Origin of the sequence: Bacillus sp. EKM202B, assembly GCF_011066025.1 — a bacterium.
Lineage (GTDB): Bacteria > Bacillota > Bacilli > Bacillales > Bacillaceae_G > Bacillus_A > Bacillus_A toyonensis.
Genome location: NZ_JAAMNK010000003.1, coordinates 1 through 14,627, shown reverse-complemented (window position 1 = coordinate 14,627; position 14,627 = coordinate 1). Strand labels below are relative to the sequence as shown.

Genomic DNA, 14,627 nt, shown 5'->3' with positions numbered 1-14,627 from the left:
CCTTCTCTATTTAATAAAGATAATATATTGATAAAATGAATATATTGTAAAACAAATACACGCATAAAGCGTGTTTTGTTGTTAATAAACCCTCTATTTTATTTATCTCCATTTTTTCTATTTTTTTCGTTCTGCATTATAAACGCCCAAAAGCGTTTTAACTCCTCGCGTTTTTCAGGTGAAGCATCTTTAATATTTTTAAACCAGAGACTCAGTTCTGGATCTTCATCAATATCAGCTGGCATAGGTTCTGGATAACTAGTTGTTCTTCCAAGCAGGAAGTCAGTTGTTACTTTAAAATAATTAGCAATACGATTTAATGTGTCATAATCGGGTTGGCGCTCATTTCTCTCGTACATACCGATGGTGCTTTCACTAAGTTTAAGCATATGTGCTAAATCTTTTTGAGTTATTTTCTTTTCTTTTCTTAATTCGCGAAGTATATTTCCAAATGTTTTCATTTTATCACCTGTCCTTATAATAACACATTGTGTGTTATTTAATTAAGTTTATAAGTTTCAACCGCACGAAAAGTGTTGACAACACAAAATGTGTGGTTTATATTTAAAAATAACAACACAATATGTGTGGTTGGGAGGTTCAGATATGAATAAGAGAAAAGTAGCGGCAACTCTTGTTAATTTAAGAAATGGAAAATCTAGAGAGGAAATTGCAGAGGCTATAGGAATCAGTGTGAGTACATTGCAAATGTATGAGAATGCACAGAGAATTCCAAGAGATAGTATAAAAATAAAATTAGCTAATTTTTATGGTGTTACAGTTCAATCTATTTTTTTTGATTATTAACAACACAAAATGTGCGGTTTTAAAAAAGACTACTAGGGGGGAGAAATATGATTAATTTTGACATCGAATCATTCCGTAAAATAATCCGAGAAGAAGTACAAAACGCAACTGAACATATTCAGCCAATGAAAGAACTACCACCATTTTTAACTATTACGGAATTAATGGAACTGTTACATATCAAACGTACAAAAGCATCTGAGTTATTAAACCGTTCTGATTTTCCAGTATGCCGTGAAGCAGGAGTTCTTATTCCTACACACCTTCTTTTTAAGTGGATGGAGAATCACACTGAATGGGTAGAAAACAATACTGAGTATTACAATCCATTTAAAGAATCCGTCTAATAATAAATTACCATAGTAAGTTGTCACAAATAAATATTGCTTTAGGTACGAATGGGGGAAGTAAACGATGTCCATAGGAAAAGAAGTTGCTATGGCACGCAAACGAAAGGGAATCACCCAAGAACAACTCTCCTCAGAAATCCCCGTGAGTCGTGAGTCACTAGCAAAATATGAAACTGAAAAACGAAAGTTACCAGAGGATTTAAGAAAATGTATTACAGAAGGCATTGATGATCCACAACTGTTTTTCAAAATGTGGAGTGAAGCTACTGGCTATGTTAGTATCCCATTTTTTAATGGAGAGCTTATAGATCTACATCCTGCAAGTATGAGGTACATGGTCCAACAAGAGACCAACGAAGCGTTGGAACAACTTGATACAGTATGTTGGTCTAAACCTTCACAAACTTGGTCCGAAAGAGAGAAAGAGGATTTGAAAAAGGTAATGCATGAAGTCCTGGATGCTACAGGTTCAATGATGAGCCTCGTAGCGGTCCTATGTGATCAATATGGTTTTTCAATGAAAGAAATCTTTAAGTACTGGAAAGTATCATTACGAGCTAGGAAGTATATAAAAGCTTAATTTAATTATTTTATTAGGGAGGTTTAAGTTATGACAATTGATTATGCAAGTCCAACTTTAAAACAATATAAAACTCTAATTCGTAAGGAAGCAAATTTATATGGTGATATTCGAATTGCAGCAGTTTGTGGAGACTATATGAAAGCTAGGGACCTAAAACAAGAGAAGAAATTAATGGAGATAAGAATTCGAATTATAGAAGCAGCATTTGTTTTGAAAAACAAAAAGAAAAAAGGAAAGGCCACCGCGTAGCCTGCGATAGCCAATCATGACAGTAGATAAATTATAGCATATAACAATTTAGTGCGACAAGCTGTTGTGCTTGTCGTTATGACCAGAAAGATTTGTTAACTCTAACCGCATAATATACATTACATTCTGGTCATAACGATGCGTACAGTATCAAATTATTAAAAATGGGGAGCGAATTATGAAAGTAGAATGTAATCGTCTGTTCGACTTAGTTCTACCAGGTGATTTTGCTTTTGCAAATGAATTACATAACTGCATGGTGACATGTATTCATAACATGTTCAATGCTGGTTCATTAGATGAAGCAAATCATTGGGAGAAGGAATTAAATAGATGCGCAAAAGAATTCAAGAGCCTTCGTAATGAAAAAGAGGATCACGATGTATCAAAGAGTTATCGTGTAGTTGTTAAAAGCCTTCAAGGGCAGGGGATCAATGCATCAGTAGTTAGTCGAAGAAAATAAAAAATCTATCACTTGGCAGAGTGATAGATTTTAGACTCTTATAGAGAGTCTTTCTAAAAATAGAATTGGATTAAGTATATCAAAGCAAATCAAGTAAAACAATGGAGGATGAATAATATGGCAGTTTATAGACCCGTTCAAGTTTCATATTGGCAAGATGCTTTCGTTTTAGACCTTACACCGGAGGAAAAATACTTCTACTTATACTTAATGACTAATAGCAAAACTTCTCAAAGTGGTATCTATGAGCTTCCATTACGAGTGATAGAAATGGATACAGGGTATAACCGTGAGACGGTTGAGAAGCTGCTAGAGCGTTTTGCTGATTACGGGAAAATTTATTACAACAAAAAGACGAAAGAAATTATGTTGCTTAATTGGCTTAAATTCAATGCTATTACAAATTTGAATATTGAAAAGTGTGTGTTAAAAGAAATCCAGAATATTAAATGTGAAGATTTTTTAATTGATTTTTATGAGACATGTTTAGAGTTAGAAAAGCAGCAAGATTTTAAAATTCCTCGTATTAAGGAATACTTCCAAGCTCGTTTTGAGTGGCTTATAAGGGGCTTCGAAGACACTATGAAGGAAAAAGAAGAAACAAAAACAGAAACAAAAGAAAAAGAAGAAACAAAAACAAAAGAAGAAGCAGCAAGCTGCTCAAGAGATAAAAAAGTTGCAGAAGAAAATCCAATAGCATTTTATGAGCAAAACTTTGGAGTTCTTAAACCATTTGTAGCTGAGGGTATTAATGCGTGGATTGAAGATTTGAATGCACAGCTTGTTATCAAAGCAATGAAAATAGCTTTAGAAAAGAATGCACCTAATATGTCTTATGTACAAGGTATTTTAAGAGATTGGCATGCTAAGGGGTATAAGAGTATTACTGATGTTGAAGCTGCACAAACTCAATTCCGTAAGAAATACCAGTCTCGTGGTGGGAGAAGTAATACTAGAAAAGAAATCGTCCCTGATTGGTTACATACACAAGATACAGAAGTGCAATCCCAGCCTGTAAAGCACGATGAAATGGATTTAGAGGGTGAACGTAAACGTTTAGAACAAGTGTTATCTAAATATAAAAAAGAGGCTTAGGAGGATTGTAATGCCAAAGCAGTTAACAATATTTGATGTTGAGCCTGTAGTAGCATTTGATACTGAGAAAGCACACATTCATCGATTAAATTCTAAAGTTCGTTTTACGGATGTAGTTGTTCAAGTACCAAAACAAGTAAGAGCTACTGATGAATTAAAACCAACAACAGCACCAAATGATCAGTATGAATTATTTGAGGAATATACAATTGGAATTTGGAGATTTAAGCGAGTGGAAGATAAGCAGTTCGATTGGGAAGAAGCGGAGGAGCTTTGCAAGAATGCGAGAGATAATAAGGAACCGATTCCAATACGGCTTTATTTATCACTTGAGCAATTATTTGTTCCAGAAAATGTTGTGCGATATTTGTAGACAAACAAAAAAGCCGAGATTGCTCCCGACTTACTTCGACAAAATAATCATAACATATGGGAGTGGTCTTAGTGGGAATTATTAAAGAAAATCTTGTAGAAATGACAGCTGAAATAGATTTGAAAATAAACGGAATATATGTTGTTAAAAATGGTCAGGTCCAACTAATAGAACCACCCCAAGGTGGATTTGGTGAACAATCATTTATATATCAAAGTGGAAAAGTAATTCGTATGGAAGAACGAAAAACACAGTTACTTTAATCAAATTTGAATTTTGTATAAAAAGGAGATGTGAAATATGAAAGATGTGAAAATCGAATACATCGAAAATAAAGCTAGAATTACTGTAGATGGTAAGGGAATTGCATTTGCTACTAATACGATTACAAAGAAAGTAGCAGAGAGTTTATTAATAAATTTAGATCAAGCTGGAGCTATTAATCTAATCATTGAAAACTAAATCAAAGCGTTATTTTATAGTAATGCAAAAAGGGTACATATCGAATATGTACTCTTGAAAAGAGGAAGTGTATATAAGTGATGAAACACTATACTACAACATATGCTTGTCTCATTTAAAAGTGCAAGGAATATAACAAAATAGTTATTGTATGACGAAAAAAATTAAAGAACCTGTTATAACTAACAGGTTCTGTGTACAAGGAGTTCAAGAAATACAAGGAAACTGGTCCAGAGAAACCTGTGTATTTCTTGGCTTAATAGTAATGTATTCAATATAAATAAAAAAATGAATGAAATTTAAACAAAAATTTTTTATAACCAAAAATAAAATAACCCGCTATTTAAAACGGGTTATTTCGATGAGGTGTACAAGGAATTTAAGGAAACTGGACCAGAGAAACCTATGGAATTCCTTGTGATAATAATGTATGCAAAGGAATCAATAAGGTTGATGAAATTTAAACAGAATTCTTATTTAATAAAAAAACGTGTACAAAAAATGTACACGATTATATAAAAATTATGTCTTGCGTGCCCATTGCATTCTATGTTTATTGTATGTAAAACGTGATACATTGCAATACATTAAAAGAGCACTCTTAAAAGTGCTCTCTGACCAAAACTAATATTGAAAAAGGATACCCAAGATATTATATGTATGTTTTTTAGCTATGTGTAACTTTAAAACAAAATCTTTCTTTTACACAACAAAGCAGCTAGTTAATAAAACTAACTGCTTGTTGTACAAAAGAAACGCTGCGCTTACAGAAATAGTTTGTAACTTTAAGTTACAAAAATAGTATGAACAGGGTTAAAAATGTTATTCAGAAATGAAAGAAAACAAAATAAAAAAGAGTACCATGCATAAGTGCTCTTTAAGATAGGAGGTAACACTTTGAGCTGGATGTTTAGGTTAAAATTATATGGCGCAGAAAAGAAATAAGACCTAAAACTTATTTTCAACTCAATACAAAAGAGCAGCTAGCAAAAGCTAACTGCTTGTTGAAAAAAGAAATCTACACCAGGTTATTTACTGCCAGAGTTTCAAGAAATAAATGATTAAATTAATTTAATTTTTCAATTACAATCGAAGCATTTATATTTGTTTGTGTTCCACCTGCCAAAGTCTGTAAAGTAACTGCAGCAGCGGAAGTATGATTATTAAGGGTAATAATATCACCTGCGGCTAAAGAGAGAATTGTTTGCCCATTGTTTTGCTGAGTTCCTGCGCCTGATCCATAAACTGCGTTGGTAACTGGAGCACCATTTAAAAAGAGCGTAAATTGATTAGGTTCAACTCCTGATACAGAAAAAGAAATCTTATAATCTCCTGCATTAAGAACCATTAATTGAGAAGTTCCCAGTGTATGAGTAAAACCAGATGTCATTCTACCATGTGAATTAAAAAGAATAGGTGCTTCTAAGGCAACAACTTGAGCTGCTGTATTGAAAACATAAGCATAATGAGATAACCCAGATACTGTAAGACCGGTAGGCCCAGTAGATCCGGTAGCTCCAGCGGTTCCTGGTAATCCAGTAGGCCCAGGAATGCCTTGGATGCCTTGGATACCTTGAAGCCCAGTTGGGCCAGTCGGGCCGATAGGTCCAATAAGTCCCGGATCACCTTGAATACCTTGGATACCCTGAATTCCAGTCGCCCCAGTTATTCCAGTGGGTCCAATAGGCCCAATAGGCCCCGGATTACCTTGAATCCCCTGAATCCCTTGACTTCCTTGAGGTCCAGTGGGGCCAGGAATGCCTTGGATCCCTTGGATACCTTGAAGTCCGGTTGGTCCTGGTGACCCAGAAGGTCCAGTGGGGCCAGTCACTCCGGTTGGTCCTGGTGGTCCCCCAGAAGGTCCAGTCGGGCCCGTTGGTCCTGGCGGTCCCCCAGAAGGGCCGGTAGGTCCAACAGCTCCAGAAGGTCCAGTTGGACCTACAGAACCAGGAATGCCAGGAATCCCTTGAGGGCCGGTCGGACCAGGAATCCCTTGAATCCCTTGAATGCCAGGAATCCCTTGAATGCCAGGAATCCCTTGAATTCCAGTGACCCCAGTTATTCCAGTGGGTCCAATAGGACCTTGAATGCCAGGAATGCCTTGGATCCCTTGGATACCTTGAATTCCAGAAGGTCCAGTTGGACCAATAGATCCAGAAATCCCAGGAATCCCTTGAGGTCCAGAAATACCTTGAGGCCCAGTAGGTCCCAGGCTACCTTGAATTCCAGTAGGCCCGGTAGGTCCCCGAGGTCCACCTGAAGGTCCGGTAGCTCCAGTAGGTCCCGAAGGTCCAGTAGACCCGATTTGAGGTAAAGGAAAGGCACATGGAAAGGGTATGTGACAATTCTTTTTAAATTTACTCATTTTTACACCTCCCTTATAAATTAACTAACAATTTATATTTATACTTTAACAACTTATGAGTAAACAGACACACGGGTGTAAGGAAAAACCCTACAATAATTACATAAAAGGTTTTAAGAGCAAGCCTTTATTTCACATTCCATACCAAAAAGAGCACTATATAAGTGCTCTTCGGATTAAAGCTCTTAGTGTAAAAGAGTACATGATACCAAATGTAATTTTTTTATGGACGTGAAGTATTTGAACAAAAACACTATTTGATACTGAAATTATCCACTTTAAAAAGAGCACTATAAAAAGTGCTCTTTCAAAAAATATTGTTATTTACTTAATTTTAATAATAACTAACAAAAAGAAATTGGAGTTTGCTTACTGTTATATAAGTTGCGAAAAATTTATTACGGCTGGGGTTACTGTAAATATTCTTAGTGAAATTGTTGCTGACCTTGTTGGCCACCCATTTGTTGACCTTGTTGGTTACCCATTTGTTGACCTTGTTGGCCACCCATTTGCTGACCTTGTTGGTTACCCATTTGTTGACCACCCATTTGCTGGCTCACTTGATCAACCTGTGTTTGGGCCTGTGCAATAGCTTGATTAATTTGACTTAATGTTTGATTAGATTGTAGGTACTGTAATCCTTGATTTAATGTTTGAATAGCTTGTTGGATAGTTTGCTGTAATTGTTGATCCGCTTGTTGCATTTGTTGTAGAGATTGATGACTAAATTGTTGAAGTTGTTGCATTAGTTGATTAGCTTGTTGTAATCCTTGTTGTTGACCTTGTTGTTGACCTTGTTGTTGACTTTGAGTTGTTTGAGATAAAGATTGTTGTAACTGTTGAATTTGGTTTTTAAGGCTAGTTAATTCTTGTGAAACTTCTAAATCAGCAGCTTTACGTGCTACTGCTTCAACTTTTTTCTCAGTACGTTTGTCCATTTTAACTCCTCCTTATGTAACCACATCATTGTGTGGAACATTTTTATAATGTACAAATTCTTATTTTTGATACTAAAAAATAAAATTTAAAGACTAGGGAGGAGAGGGATATAAATAGTACTTTAATCGAAAATAGGACAAGCAAAATTGCTTGTCCTAAAAGGAGGAAATTTCAAAACACCAAATTGACTCGTATTGGTAAACAGGTTCCTGCATAGTATGATTCAAATTAAGAAAGTTATACAAAAATAGCAGGCAAAGAAACTTTGCCTGCTTGTGGGTTGAATGAGTTAGCCAATTGTGATGAAACGCCTTCCCATCCTTTTACAAGAAGAGTGAAGCCACTAGTTCGAATGGCTTAGAAGTATCGTGTGTAGTTTAGTTGAAAAATATGTAAAGGAAGATAAAGAATTTATTTTATAGCAAAAAAGAGCATTATTTGTAAATGCTCTTGAAAGACGAGCATCAATAATTACAAGAGATTGGCTCAACAGAACTTAGGATTTTCTTATTTCAAGGTAAAAATTAAATGTAAAATAGGAGAACAGATACATAGACTGTTCTCCTAAGGAGCGGGAATACTGAATTTGAAGTGCATCTCAAATGACAATCAATCAAGCGTTTCATAAATAGTATGTACTTATGTTGAGATTTAATACAACAAAACAGCTAGCGTAGCTAACTGTTTTGTCTTAGGAAGAATTCAAGAAAATCTGAGATTCATTATGGAATAGCTATTACCAACTTATTTATAGTATGTGGATGTTTTTGTAATATTATGTATGTGTTGAAAAGTTAATAAAAATTTCATTTTGTAGAAAAGAGGAAGCTAAAAAAGAGCACTATATAAGTGCTCTTGTCGAGAGTGAGTATAAATTCCTATCATTCTATATTAGTATATGCACTGTATTATGTAGTTGCTACTAAAGTTAATGTCAGTTTTTAAAATTAGAGGTTTCTTTTAATGAAACCTCTAAAAAGACAACTAAAGTTACGTTATAGTAAATTCAATTGCAATAGGAGTACCCCCATCTAGGACGGCTCCCCCTACAATAGTAGCAGCTGTAGTAGTCACACCCGTAATAGTATCACCAGTTTGAATAACGCCATTAATATAAAGCGTAAAATAAGCGTAAGAAGCAGGGAATGTTGTTACAGCTCCAGTGTCATCAGTGAAGTCTGTGTTAGCAAAAGTTAAATCCGCTCCAGCGGCAGTTCCTGTTGCTGCTGTACTTACAAATCGTCTTCCAGCTATAAAAGGCTTAACGATAGGCATTTATGTTCACCTCTTTTTAAGAATTAACTCGGACAAGTTTTTAGAAAGCTTGGTCCTGTATTTTATACTATGTTGTATTTCTATGAAAAGAAACGGCTTGTAAACTAGTATACAAACGCTATTTTAGTAAGGAACATTTAAAAGGGCCCGATTAGGGGGACGGGTCCTTTTAATGAAACAATAACCTTTATAGGATTACCAATACATTACCATAAAAGGTAATTAGTTTCCATGGTGTGGATATTGAGAAATCTTTTTATAGCTACTTCAGCTAGCTACTTCATTCAGCACAACAAAGCAGCTAGCTGAAATAGCTAACTGCTCTATTGTACAATTTTAGAAGTTTCACTGGATACAGATATAAGTTGTAACGAAAAGTTACAACTACAGTATAAACAGAATTCGAAAAAATATGCAGGAAAGAAAACTAAATTAAAACTTCATTCAGCACAACAAAGCAATCAGCCTAATGAGCTAACTGCTTGTTGTACAAAAGAAAATTAGGCCCTACAAGTTAAGATGTGTAACTTAGAGTTACAGTTATAGTGTTAGCAGGACTGGAAATGTTATACGGGGATTAATACAACAAAAATTTCATTTTGTAGAAATAAGAAAATTAAAAAAGAGCACCATGCATAAGTGCTCTTTAAGATAGGAGGTAACACTTTGAGCTGGGGCTAGGTTAGAAGTATATGGTGTAAAAAAGAAATAAGAACAAAATTTTATTATTAGTTCAATATAAAAAAGCAGTTAGCAAAAAGCTAACTGCCCTCACAAGCACTGCAAAAAGAAACTACTTTGGGGAAAAAGTAGCTTGTATTTAGTTTTGCCGGAATATTTGATATTATTCGAGAAAATGAAACATGGAATTACTAAATATAATCCATATAAATAGCAGTTAGCAAAAGCTAACTGCTAAGCTCTCAGAGAAAGGGGGAAAAGAACATTACAGAGGTCACTGTGAATTCAAGCTGTATCAGCCCATTTATAGTATTGGACAGAATGTAGAATTTTATTCGAATAAACTCAAAAAAAGCAGCTAGCGAAAGCTAACTGCTCGAATCATGGAATGTGGTTAAGAAATGGGTTGTCTACAGTATTGACGGAATGTTGAGTTTTATTCAGGCGTAGAAGGTCTTTTTCAAAAGAAAAAGGCTAGGATTTCTCCTAGCAAGTCATAGGGTATTCGTGCATAGACGAATTTACTTATATTATAAAGCAATAACTAACTGTTCGAGATGTTAATGTTGTTAATTTTTTTACGGGATAATTACATTTGTAAATTGAGAGTAAAGTTAGATTTGAACAAAATAATCCTTTTAATAGAATTGGTATGTAACTTAAAGTTACAGTTAGAGTATAAACGGAATCGGAAGAGTTATATGGGAATAAAACTTAATAAAAGTTTCATTTTAAAAGAGAGTGGTGATACAAATGTATATCTGTCCAAAATGTTTAGAATGTTTCACTGATCAATATGAGCTTTTTGAACATTTTACATTATGTGGAGCGGATAATGAATCTTGAGTGTTTTAATAAGTTCAAAGATGTAGTCGGTTTATAAAGTTGGTTCAGTAATATGTATAAAAGCAATATAGAATTACGTTTAACAAATACGTATAATTCCTAAAAAAATACTTTTATAAGACATTATTATAAAAAAGGAGATGGCAAAGAGACATTTAAAATTATTAACAGTGAGATGAGTAATTGAATAGGATTATATTAATTACTTAATGCTGGGATATGTTTTAAATGGAGAATCAATTTAAAGAGATATTTGGTGCATGGGTTGCAGCAATAGGAACAATTACTTCCGCTATTGGAAGTACGCCTTTTGATTTTATGAGCAGTAATGTAAGAAAGGATTTAAATGTTTATGGAAACGTATTACAGGCTGTTGGAAATGCTTTAGAGGCTGATGGTCAAGGAGAAGTGTCTCTTGAAAAAATCGGTAATGAAATCCAATCAATTGGTAATGTCACTGTAATATCTGGATTGATTATCGATTTTAAAGAAGAAACACAAATTAAATTAGTGATTGCAGGGAATTGGACACAGGCTTTGGGTGGACTTACAGCATTAGCAGATGAATTTGAGGATACATCCGATAAAGATGAATCCTTAAATATTATAGGAAACTTATTACAATCAATTGGGAATTCATTACAGGCAATAGGAGGTATTGACGAATTAAAAAGTATCAGAAATGAGGACCAGTCTAATAAAGAAGGTAATGTAAATGATGTGGAGAAAGATACAGACACTCAGGTAAACAACGAAACTAATGAAAATGAAGAAGGAAAGCTAATAGATATTATAGGAAGTTGGGTTCAAGCAGTTGGTTCTGTAATTTCATTAATTGGACAAATACGTGAAGAGAGTGAGGAATTGGAAGGGAACGATGAATAGAGTAATTTAATAGAACAGTTAAAACAATAATTCTTTTAAAGTGAAAGTAAACAGAATATAGTCCGGCTAGAAAACTAGAGGACACCAATTCATTAAAGCAGCAATGAAAGCTGTTTTAGGGATAGGTGTCCTTTTTATTTTGAAAAGGGAGATGGGAAAATGAAGGTGCTAAAGAATCAGTTACGTGAGTGGAAAAAGCAATCAAAACAAACAAAGAAGAAAAATAAGAAAAAACGAAAAGAGAAATTTAGTACTCGTGAAATTGAAGAGTTAATGGGTATGTATAGACCTTGTTATGAGCGTAGACGTGGAGCATTAAGACAAAAATAATTAAAAAATAAAAAGGAGTGGTCTTACATGACTAAACAATTATCTTTCTTACCAAAAATCGATAGAACGGCAACACAAGAGGAATTAGAAGGTGTGTTGGAAAGCGTACGTATACATAGACAATTTGGGATGATGCGTAAAGAAATGAAAGTTACTCCTTCTTATGAAATACGTGAGCACGGTCCTACACATGCAGTTGGAAAACCGTTAGAAGATGTTGCCATAGCAAATATTCAACAAAGTAAACGAGAAGAATGGCTTGAAAGGATGTCATTACGTATTGATCAATTTCTAAATCGATTAGGAAACGGACGAGCAGGAATTATCCAAAGAGATATTATTTATAAACGCTATTTAGAAGAAGAGGATGTATGTGATTACATGGTCTATAACGAAATTGGAATGTCAGAGCGTACTTATCGACGTTGGAAGTCTAAAGCTTTGTATAAGCTTGCTTTTGCACTTGGATTAGAAGTTTACGAGACAGAAGAGACTGGAGGTAATGAATAATGAATTTTGTTCAGCCAATACGTGATCCAGAAAAAATACAGCAGCTAAAAGAGTATTTTAAGGAAAAGAGCTTACGTAATTACATTCTCTTCATTATGGGTATTAATACAGGTCTTAGAATATCAGATATTTTGAAATTAAAAGTAGGTGATGTCAAAGGCAGCCATATCTCTATGAGGGAAAAGAAAACAGGAAAACAAAAACGTATTCAAATTACTGCAGCATTAAAAAGAGAGCTTAAATGGTTTTTAGAAGAAAGAGAAGATCATGAGTATTTGTTGCAAAGTAGACAAGGGAAGAATCGTCCTATCGGTCGCAGCATGGCATATAAGATATTAAGTATAGCCGCAGCAGAGTTCGGATTAGATGAAATAGGAACACATACGCTAAGAAAGACGTACGGGTATCATATGTACATGCAAACGAAAAACATAGCATTACTCATGGAGATATTCAATCACTCGTCAGAGAAGGTCACATTACGTTATATAGGTGTAAATCAAGATGAAATGGATAAAGCAATGACTAGGTTTAAAATCTAATCATTGCTTTTTTCTTTTTAAATCTAGGGGTATCGCCAGCATTTTTGAAAACCCCTAAGCAAAGAGCATACAAAAATTTATACAGTTTTCGACTAATCCAGTAACAAACGAGAACCCGAAAACCCGCACCAGGAGTAGGTTCCCTTGTCAGAGTAAGGGGCCACTTTTTCCTTGCTACCGATAATAGGACGTTATATTAACTAGTTTTGTATAGAATATTCATGTGTTTCTTAGAAAACTAAAGGGCCAATTTATCATTCGCAACTGTACTTGAACTTAGGTTCTGTCTGAATATAAAAAGCATTTCTTACTTGTGCACTCCAATTTGCAAAAGCTGATCTCCACTCAGGAGTGTTAAAGAATTGGTCTACAGTTTGAGTTTCAGAATGCCAAACTATAAATAGGTTAAGTGGGGCAATTCCTCCTGCCCAAATTCCATTATTTACGTCAGTATCTTCTTCCCTTACTAATAATAAGGGTAGACCAAATTGAAAAGCCATTGAAGGTTCTACTTGTGAATAAACTGATCCTACCCAGAATGGAGTTGATGGTGGAAGAGGTCCTACATTGACGTCAACTGTTTGAATTTTAAAACGACGAAGGTTTACTGCCAACATTCCATAGCTTGATGAAACTAGACGACGAATATCAGTTAAAATGGATTCGGGATAACTTTCACTTAAAGGCAATGTACGTGGAAAAAGCAAAGCATACTCAATTTCTAAAATTAGACGGTTTAGAAATCTTTGTTGGTTGTCATTTAAATGAGTTGTCGTACTTAAAAATATGGGAATACGATAAGCACGGTCAATACACTCTTGATGTGCCGATTCTATTTTCACTTTATGTTTACTTAAAGATTTATGCTCATTATTACTCATTTTTTCACCTCCTTTTTTAATACTATATAGAAAAGGAATTAGTTAGTTTGGACATAATTGCCTTTATGGGAACCTAAAGGGGTTTTCTTACTTAAAAAAACAAGTTATAAAAATTAATACAGGTACTCAAAGAAGGAAAAACTGATAAAATTTAACTTCCAATAACGAGAAATATGTAAACAAGCTGTCCACATGGGCAGCTTGTTTTATTTTTTTACATAGCGTAGGCTATTTTGAAAAATGCTGGTGGTATCCCTATACAGTTACTCATAATTTTCGTACTGTGTAACTCAAAAGAGGAAGTGAAATGAAATCAATGATATCAAGGGATTCAGCGAAGGGGTCAGTTACACACAATATAAGATATGGGTAACTGGGAAAAGAATTTATATGATGAAATTACGATGGTAGTTATGGGATTGTACTATTTAATATGAGAGAATTAACGTGAACATGATAATAACTAAAGTTGCACCAATTTCAGGATTTATAGGAGCGATTATAGCATTGGTAGTCAATGCACATTTTATTAATACGGGTAAAAAAGCAGAGGTAAGACAGCACGCCCATCAACTTAAGAAATCAGGACAAAAAAGTCATTTTGGAGCCGTCTGTTTGGTAAAGAACTCAAAATTTAATGCTAAAGAGAATTTCGCTTTTGATCTTTTATTAATAATGATATATAATTTGAAATTTTTAACACTATAAATGTTAGTCAAGCATATAATATAGTATCGGAATAGGTTTCACTCACTTATTTCAGTTTACTTTATTTTATAGTTTTCTTTTTCAAGAACACCAAAATGGACATTGGTGTTCTTTTTAAGTAGGTTAATTTTGAACGTTTAGAAGTTCTCTTATTTACAAATTTATAAAACAAAGAAGCACTCAATTTGAGTGCTTCTTTGTTTTAAACTTGTACTTGTTGTACTTGTAAAACTTTTAAAGTAAGATCTAGTACAATTTTTTCACGAAGAGTATCAAATGGTTC

19 protein-coding genes and 1 pseudogene are annotated in these 14,627 nt (G+C 34.3%); 14 read left to right on the top strand and 6 right to left on the bottom strand.

The window, feature by feature from the left end:
- Window positions 1–98: 98 nt before the first annotated feature.
- The gene (locus tag G9F74_RS05590) at window positions 99–461 is read right to left on the bottom strand and encodes a helix-turn-helix domain-containing protein (RefSeq protein ID WP_000846669.1); all 363 of its coding nucleotides are present in this window, start codon (window positions 459–461) and stop codon (window positions 99–101) included.
- 145 nt (window positions 462–606) lie between these two features.
- Between G9F74_RS05590 and G9F74_RS05585 the strand changes: the two genes are divergently transcribed.
- The 9 genes from G9F74_RS05585 (at window position 607) to G9F74_RS05545 (ending at window position 4,382) form a co-directional block, all read left to right on the top strand.
- Window positions 607–807: a helix-turn-helix domain-containing protein gene (locus G9F74_RS05585; RefSeq protein WP_001042381.1), complete on the top strand. Its 201-nt coding sequence runs from the start codon at window positions 607–609 to the stop codon at window positions 805–807.
- A 47-nt stretch (window positions 808–854) separates the two neighbouring features.
- A complete protein-coding gene (locus G9F74_RS05580; protein WP_016108278.1) occupies window positions 855–1,154 on the top strand; it encodes a MerR family transcriptional regulator in 300 nt (99 codons plus the stop codon).
- A gap of 67 nt (window positions 1,155–1,221) precedes the next feature.
- Complete coding sequence (locus G9F74_RS05575; protein ID WP_016108279.1) at window positions 1,222–1,737, top strand: helix-turn-helix transcriptional regulator; 516 nt, start codon at window positions 1,222–1,224, stop codon at window positions 1,735–1,737.
- Between the two features lie 30 nt (window positions 1,738–1,767).
- On the top strand, window positions 1,768–1,989 hold the full coding sequence (locus G9F74_RS05570) for a hypothetical protein (protein WP_016108280.1): 222 nt from the start codon (window positions 1,768–1,770) through the stop codon (window positions 1,987–1,989).
- 178 nt (window positions 1,990–2,167) lie between these two features.
- Window positions 2,168–2,452: a hypothetical protein gene (locus G9F74_RS05565; protein WP_000861869.1), complete on the top strand. Its 285-nt coding sequence runs from the start codon at window positions 2,168–2,170 to the stop codon at window positions 2,450–2,452.
- 117 nt (window positions 2,453–2,569) lie between these two features.
- Window positions 2,570–3,547: a DnaD domain-containing protein gene (locus G9F74_RS05560; RefSeq protein WP_016108281.1), complete on the top strand. Its 978-nt coding sequence runs from the start codon at window positions 2,570–2,572 to the stop codon at window positions 3,545–3,547.
- 10 nt (window positions 3,548–3,557) lie between these two features.
- Window positions 3,558–3,920, top strand: coding sequence for a hypothetical protein (locus tag G9F74_RS05555; RefSeq protein WP_016108282.1), 363 nt, complete (start codon window positions 3,558–3,560; stop codon window positions 3,918–3,920).
- Window positions 3,921–3,991: 71 nt separating this feature from the next.
- A complete protein-coding gene (locus G9F74_RS05550; RefSeq protein ID WP_016108283.1) occupies window positions 3,992–4,183 on the top strand; it encodes a DUF3954 domain-containing protein in 192 nt (63 codons plus the stop codon).
- 37 nt (window positions 4,184–4,220) lie between these two features.
- Window positions 4,221–4,382, top strand: coding sequence for a hypothetical protein (locus tag G9F74_RS05545; protein ID WP_016108284.1), 162 nt, complete (start codon window positions 4,221–4,223; stop codon window positions 4,380–4,382).
- 1,066 nt (window positions 4,383–5,448) lie between these two features.
- Here G9F74_RS05545 and G9F74_RS05540 read toward each other — a convergent pair.
- The 3 genes from G9F74_RS05540 to G9F74_RS05530 all read right to left on the bottom strand — a co-directional run bounded on the left by G9F74_RS05540 (window position 5,449) and on the right by G9F74_RS05530 (window position 8,961).
- On the bottom strand, window positions 5,449–6,747 hold the full coding sequence (locus G9F74_RS05540; RefSeq protein ID WP_016108285.1) for a BclA C-terminal domain-containing protein: 1,299 nt from the start codon (window positions 6,745–6,747) through the stop codon (window positions 5,449–5,451).
- 425 nt (window positions 6,748–7,172) lie between these two features.
- Window positions 7,173–7,685, bottom strand: a complete 513-nt coding sequence (locus G9F74_RS05535; RefSeq protein WP_016108286.1) for a hypothetical protein — start codon at window positions 7,683–7,685, stop codon at window positions 7,173–7,175.
- Between the two features lie 991 nt (window positions 7,686–8,676).
- Window positions 8,677–8,961, bottom strand: coding sequence for a DUF4183 domain-containing protein (locus tag G9F74_RS05530; RefSeq protein WP_001123248.1), 285 nt, complete (start codon window positions 8,959–8,961; stop codon window positions 8,677–8,679).
- Window positions 8,962–10,716: 1,755 nt separating this feature from the next.
- Between G9F74_RS05530 and G9F74_RS05525 the strand changes: the two genes are divergently transcribed.
- The 4 genes from G9F74_RS05525 (at window position 10,717) to G9F74_RS05510 (ending at window position 12,755) form a co-directional block, all read left to right on the top strand.
- A complete protein-coding gene (locus tag G9F74_RS05525) occupies window positions 10,717–11,373 on the top strand; it encodes a DUF6944 family repetitive protein (protein WP_016108287.1) in 657 nt (218 codons plus the stop codon).
- A 159-nt stretch (window positions 11,374–11,532) separates the two neighbouring features.
- Window positions 11,533–11,703, top strand: coding sequence for a hypothetical protein (locus G9F74_RS05520; RefSeq protein WP_016108288.1), 171 nt, complete (start codon window positions 11,533–11,535; stop codon window positions 11,701–11,703).
- Between the two features lie 27 nt (window positions 11,704–11,730).
- Window positions 11,731–12,213, top strand: a complete 483-nt coding sequence (locus G9F74_RS05515) for an ArpU family phage packaging/lysis transcriptional regulator (RefSeq protein WP_016108289.1) — start codon at window positions 11,731–11,733, stop codon at window positions 12,211–12,213.
- Window positions 12,213–12,755, top strand: coding sequence for a site-specific integrase (locus G9F74_RS05510; RefSeq protein ID WP_001012121.1), 543 nt, complete (start codon window positions 12,213–12,215; stop codon window positions 12,753–12,755). Before G9F74_RS05515 ends, G9F74_RS05510 begins: the two co-directional genes overlap by 1 nt.
- Before the next feature lie 254 nt (window positions 12,756–13,009).
- Here G9F74_RS05510 and G9F74_RS05505 read toward each other — a convergent pair whose 3' ends face one another.
- Window positions 13,010–13,636, bottom strand: a complete 627-nt coding sequence (locus G9F74_RS05505; RefSeq protein WP_000069269.1) for a hypothetical protein — start codon at window positions 13,634–13,636, stop codon at window positions 13,010–13,012.
- Window positions 13,637–14,089: 453 nt separating this feature from the next.
- Between G9F74_RS05505 and G9F74_RS05500 the strand changes: the two genes are divergently transcribed.
- Window positions 14,090–14,344, top strand: a complete 255-nt coding sequence (locus G9F74_RS05500) for a hypothetical protein (protein ID WP_016108290.1) — start codon at window positions 14,090–14,092, stop codon at window positions 14,342–14,344.
- A gap of 202 nt (window positions 14,345–14,546) precedes the next feature.
- On the opposite strand, the pseudogene G9F74_RS30655 reads toward G9F74_RS05500, so the two are convergent.
- A pseudogene (locus G9F74_RS30655) lies at window positions 14,547–14,627 on the bottom strand (CsxC family protein); the annotation flags it as partial.

Excerpts from the sequence above, each read along its gene's own strand:
- G9F74_RS05590 (WP_000846669.1), bottom strand. The coding sequence starts at position 461 with ATGAAAACATTTGGAAATATACTTCGCGAATTAAGAAAAGAAAAGAAA.
- G9F74_RS05585 (WP_001042381.1), top strand. The coding sequence starts at position 607 with ATGAATAAGAGAAAAGTAGCGGCAACTCTTGTTAATTTAAGAAATGGA.
- G9F74_RS05580 (WP_016108278.1), top strand. The coding sequence starts at position 855 with ATGATTAATTTTGACATCGAATCATTCCGTAAAATAATCCGAGAAGAA.
- G9F74_RS05575 (WP_016108279.1), top strand. The coding sequence starts at position 1,222 with ATGTCCATAGGAAAAGAAGTTGCTATGGCACGCAAACGAAAGGGAATC.
- G9F74_RS05570 (WP_016108280.1), top strand. The coding sequence starts at position 1,768 with ATGACAATTGATTATGCAAGTCCAACTTTAAAACAATATAAAACTCTA.
- G9F74_RS05565 (WP_000861869.1), top strand. The coding sequence starts at position 2,168 with ATGAAAGTAGAATGTAATCGTCTGTTCGACTTAGTTCTACCAGGTGAT.
- G9F74_RS05560 (WP_016108281.1), top strand. The coding sequence starts at position 2,570 with ATGGCAGTTTATAGACCCGTTCAAGTTTCATATTGGCAAGATGCTTTC.
- G9F74_RS05555 (WP_016108282.1), top strand. The coding sequence starts at position 3,558 with ATGCCAAAGCAGTTAACAATATTTGATGTTGAGCCTGTAGTAGCATTT.
- G9F74_RS05545 (WP_016108284.1), top strand. The coding sequence starts at position 4,221 with ATGAAAGATGTGAAAATCGAATACATCGAAAATAAAGCTAGAATTACT.
- G9F74_RS05540 (WP_016108285.1), bottom strand. The coding sequence starts at position 6,747 with ATGAGTAAATTTAAAAAGAATTGTCACATACCCTTTCCATGTGCCTTT.
- G9F74_RS05535 (WP_016108286.1), bottom strand. The coding sequence starts at position 7,685 with ATGGACAAACGTACTGAGAAAAAAGTTGAAGCAGTAGCACGTAAAGCT.
- G9F74_RS05530 (WP_001123248.1), bottom strand. The coding sequence starts at position 8,961 with ATGCCTATCGTTAAGCCTTTTATAGCTGGAAGACGATTTGTAAGTACA.
- G9F74_RS05525 (WP_016108287.1), top strand. The coding sequence starts at position 10,717 with ATGGAGAATCAATTTAAAGAGATATTTGGTGCATGGGTTGCAGCAATA.
- G9F74_RS05520 (WP_016108288.1), top strand. The coding sequence starts at position 11,533 with ATGAAGGTGCTAAAGAATCAGTTACGTGAGTGGAAAAAGCAATCAAAA.
- G9F74_RS05515 (WP_016108289.1), top strand. The coding sequence starts at position 11,731 with ATGACTAAACAATTATCTTTCTTACCAAAAATCGATAGAACGGCAACA.
- G9F74_RS05510 (WP_001012121.1), top strand. The coding sequence starts at position 12,213 with ATGAATTTTGTTCAGCCAATACGTGATCCAGAAAAAATACAGCAGCTA.
- G9F74_RS05505 (WP_000069269.1), bottom strand. The coding sequence starts at position 13,636 with ATGAGTAATAATGAGCATAAATCTTTAAGTAAACATAAAGTGAAAATA.
- G9F74_RS05500 (WP_016108290.1), top strand. The coding sequence starts at position 14,090 with ATGATAATAACTAAAGTTGCACCAATTTCAGGATTTATAGGAGCGATT.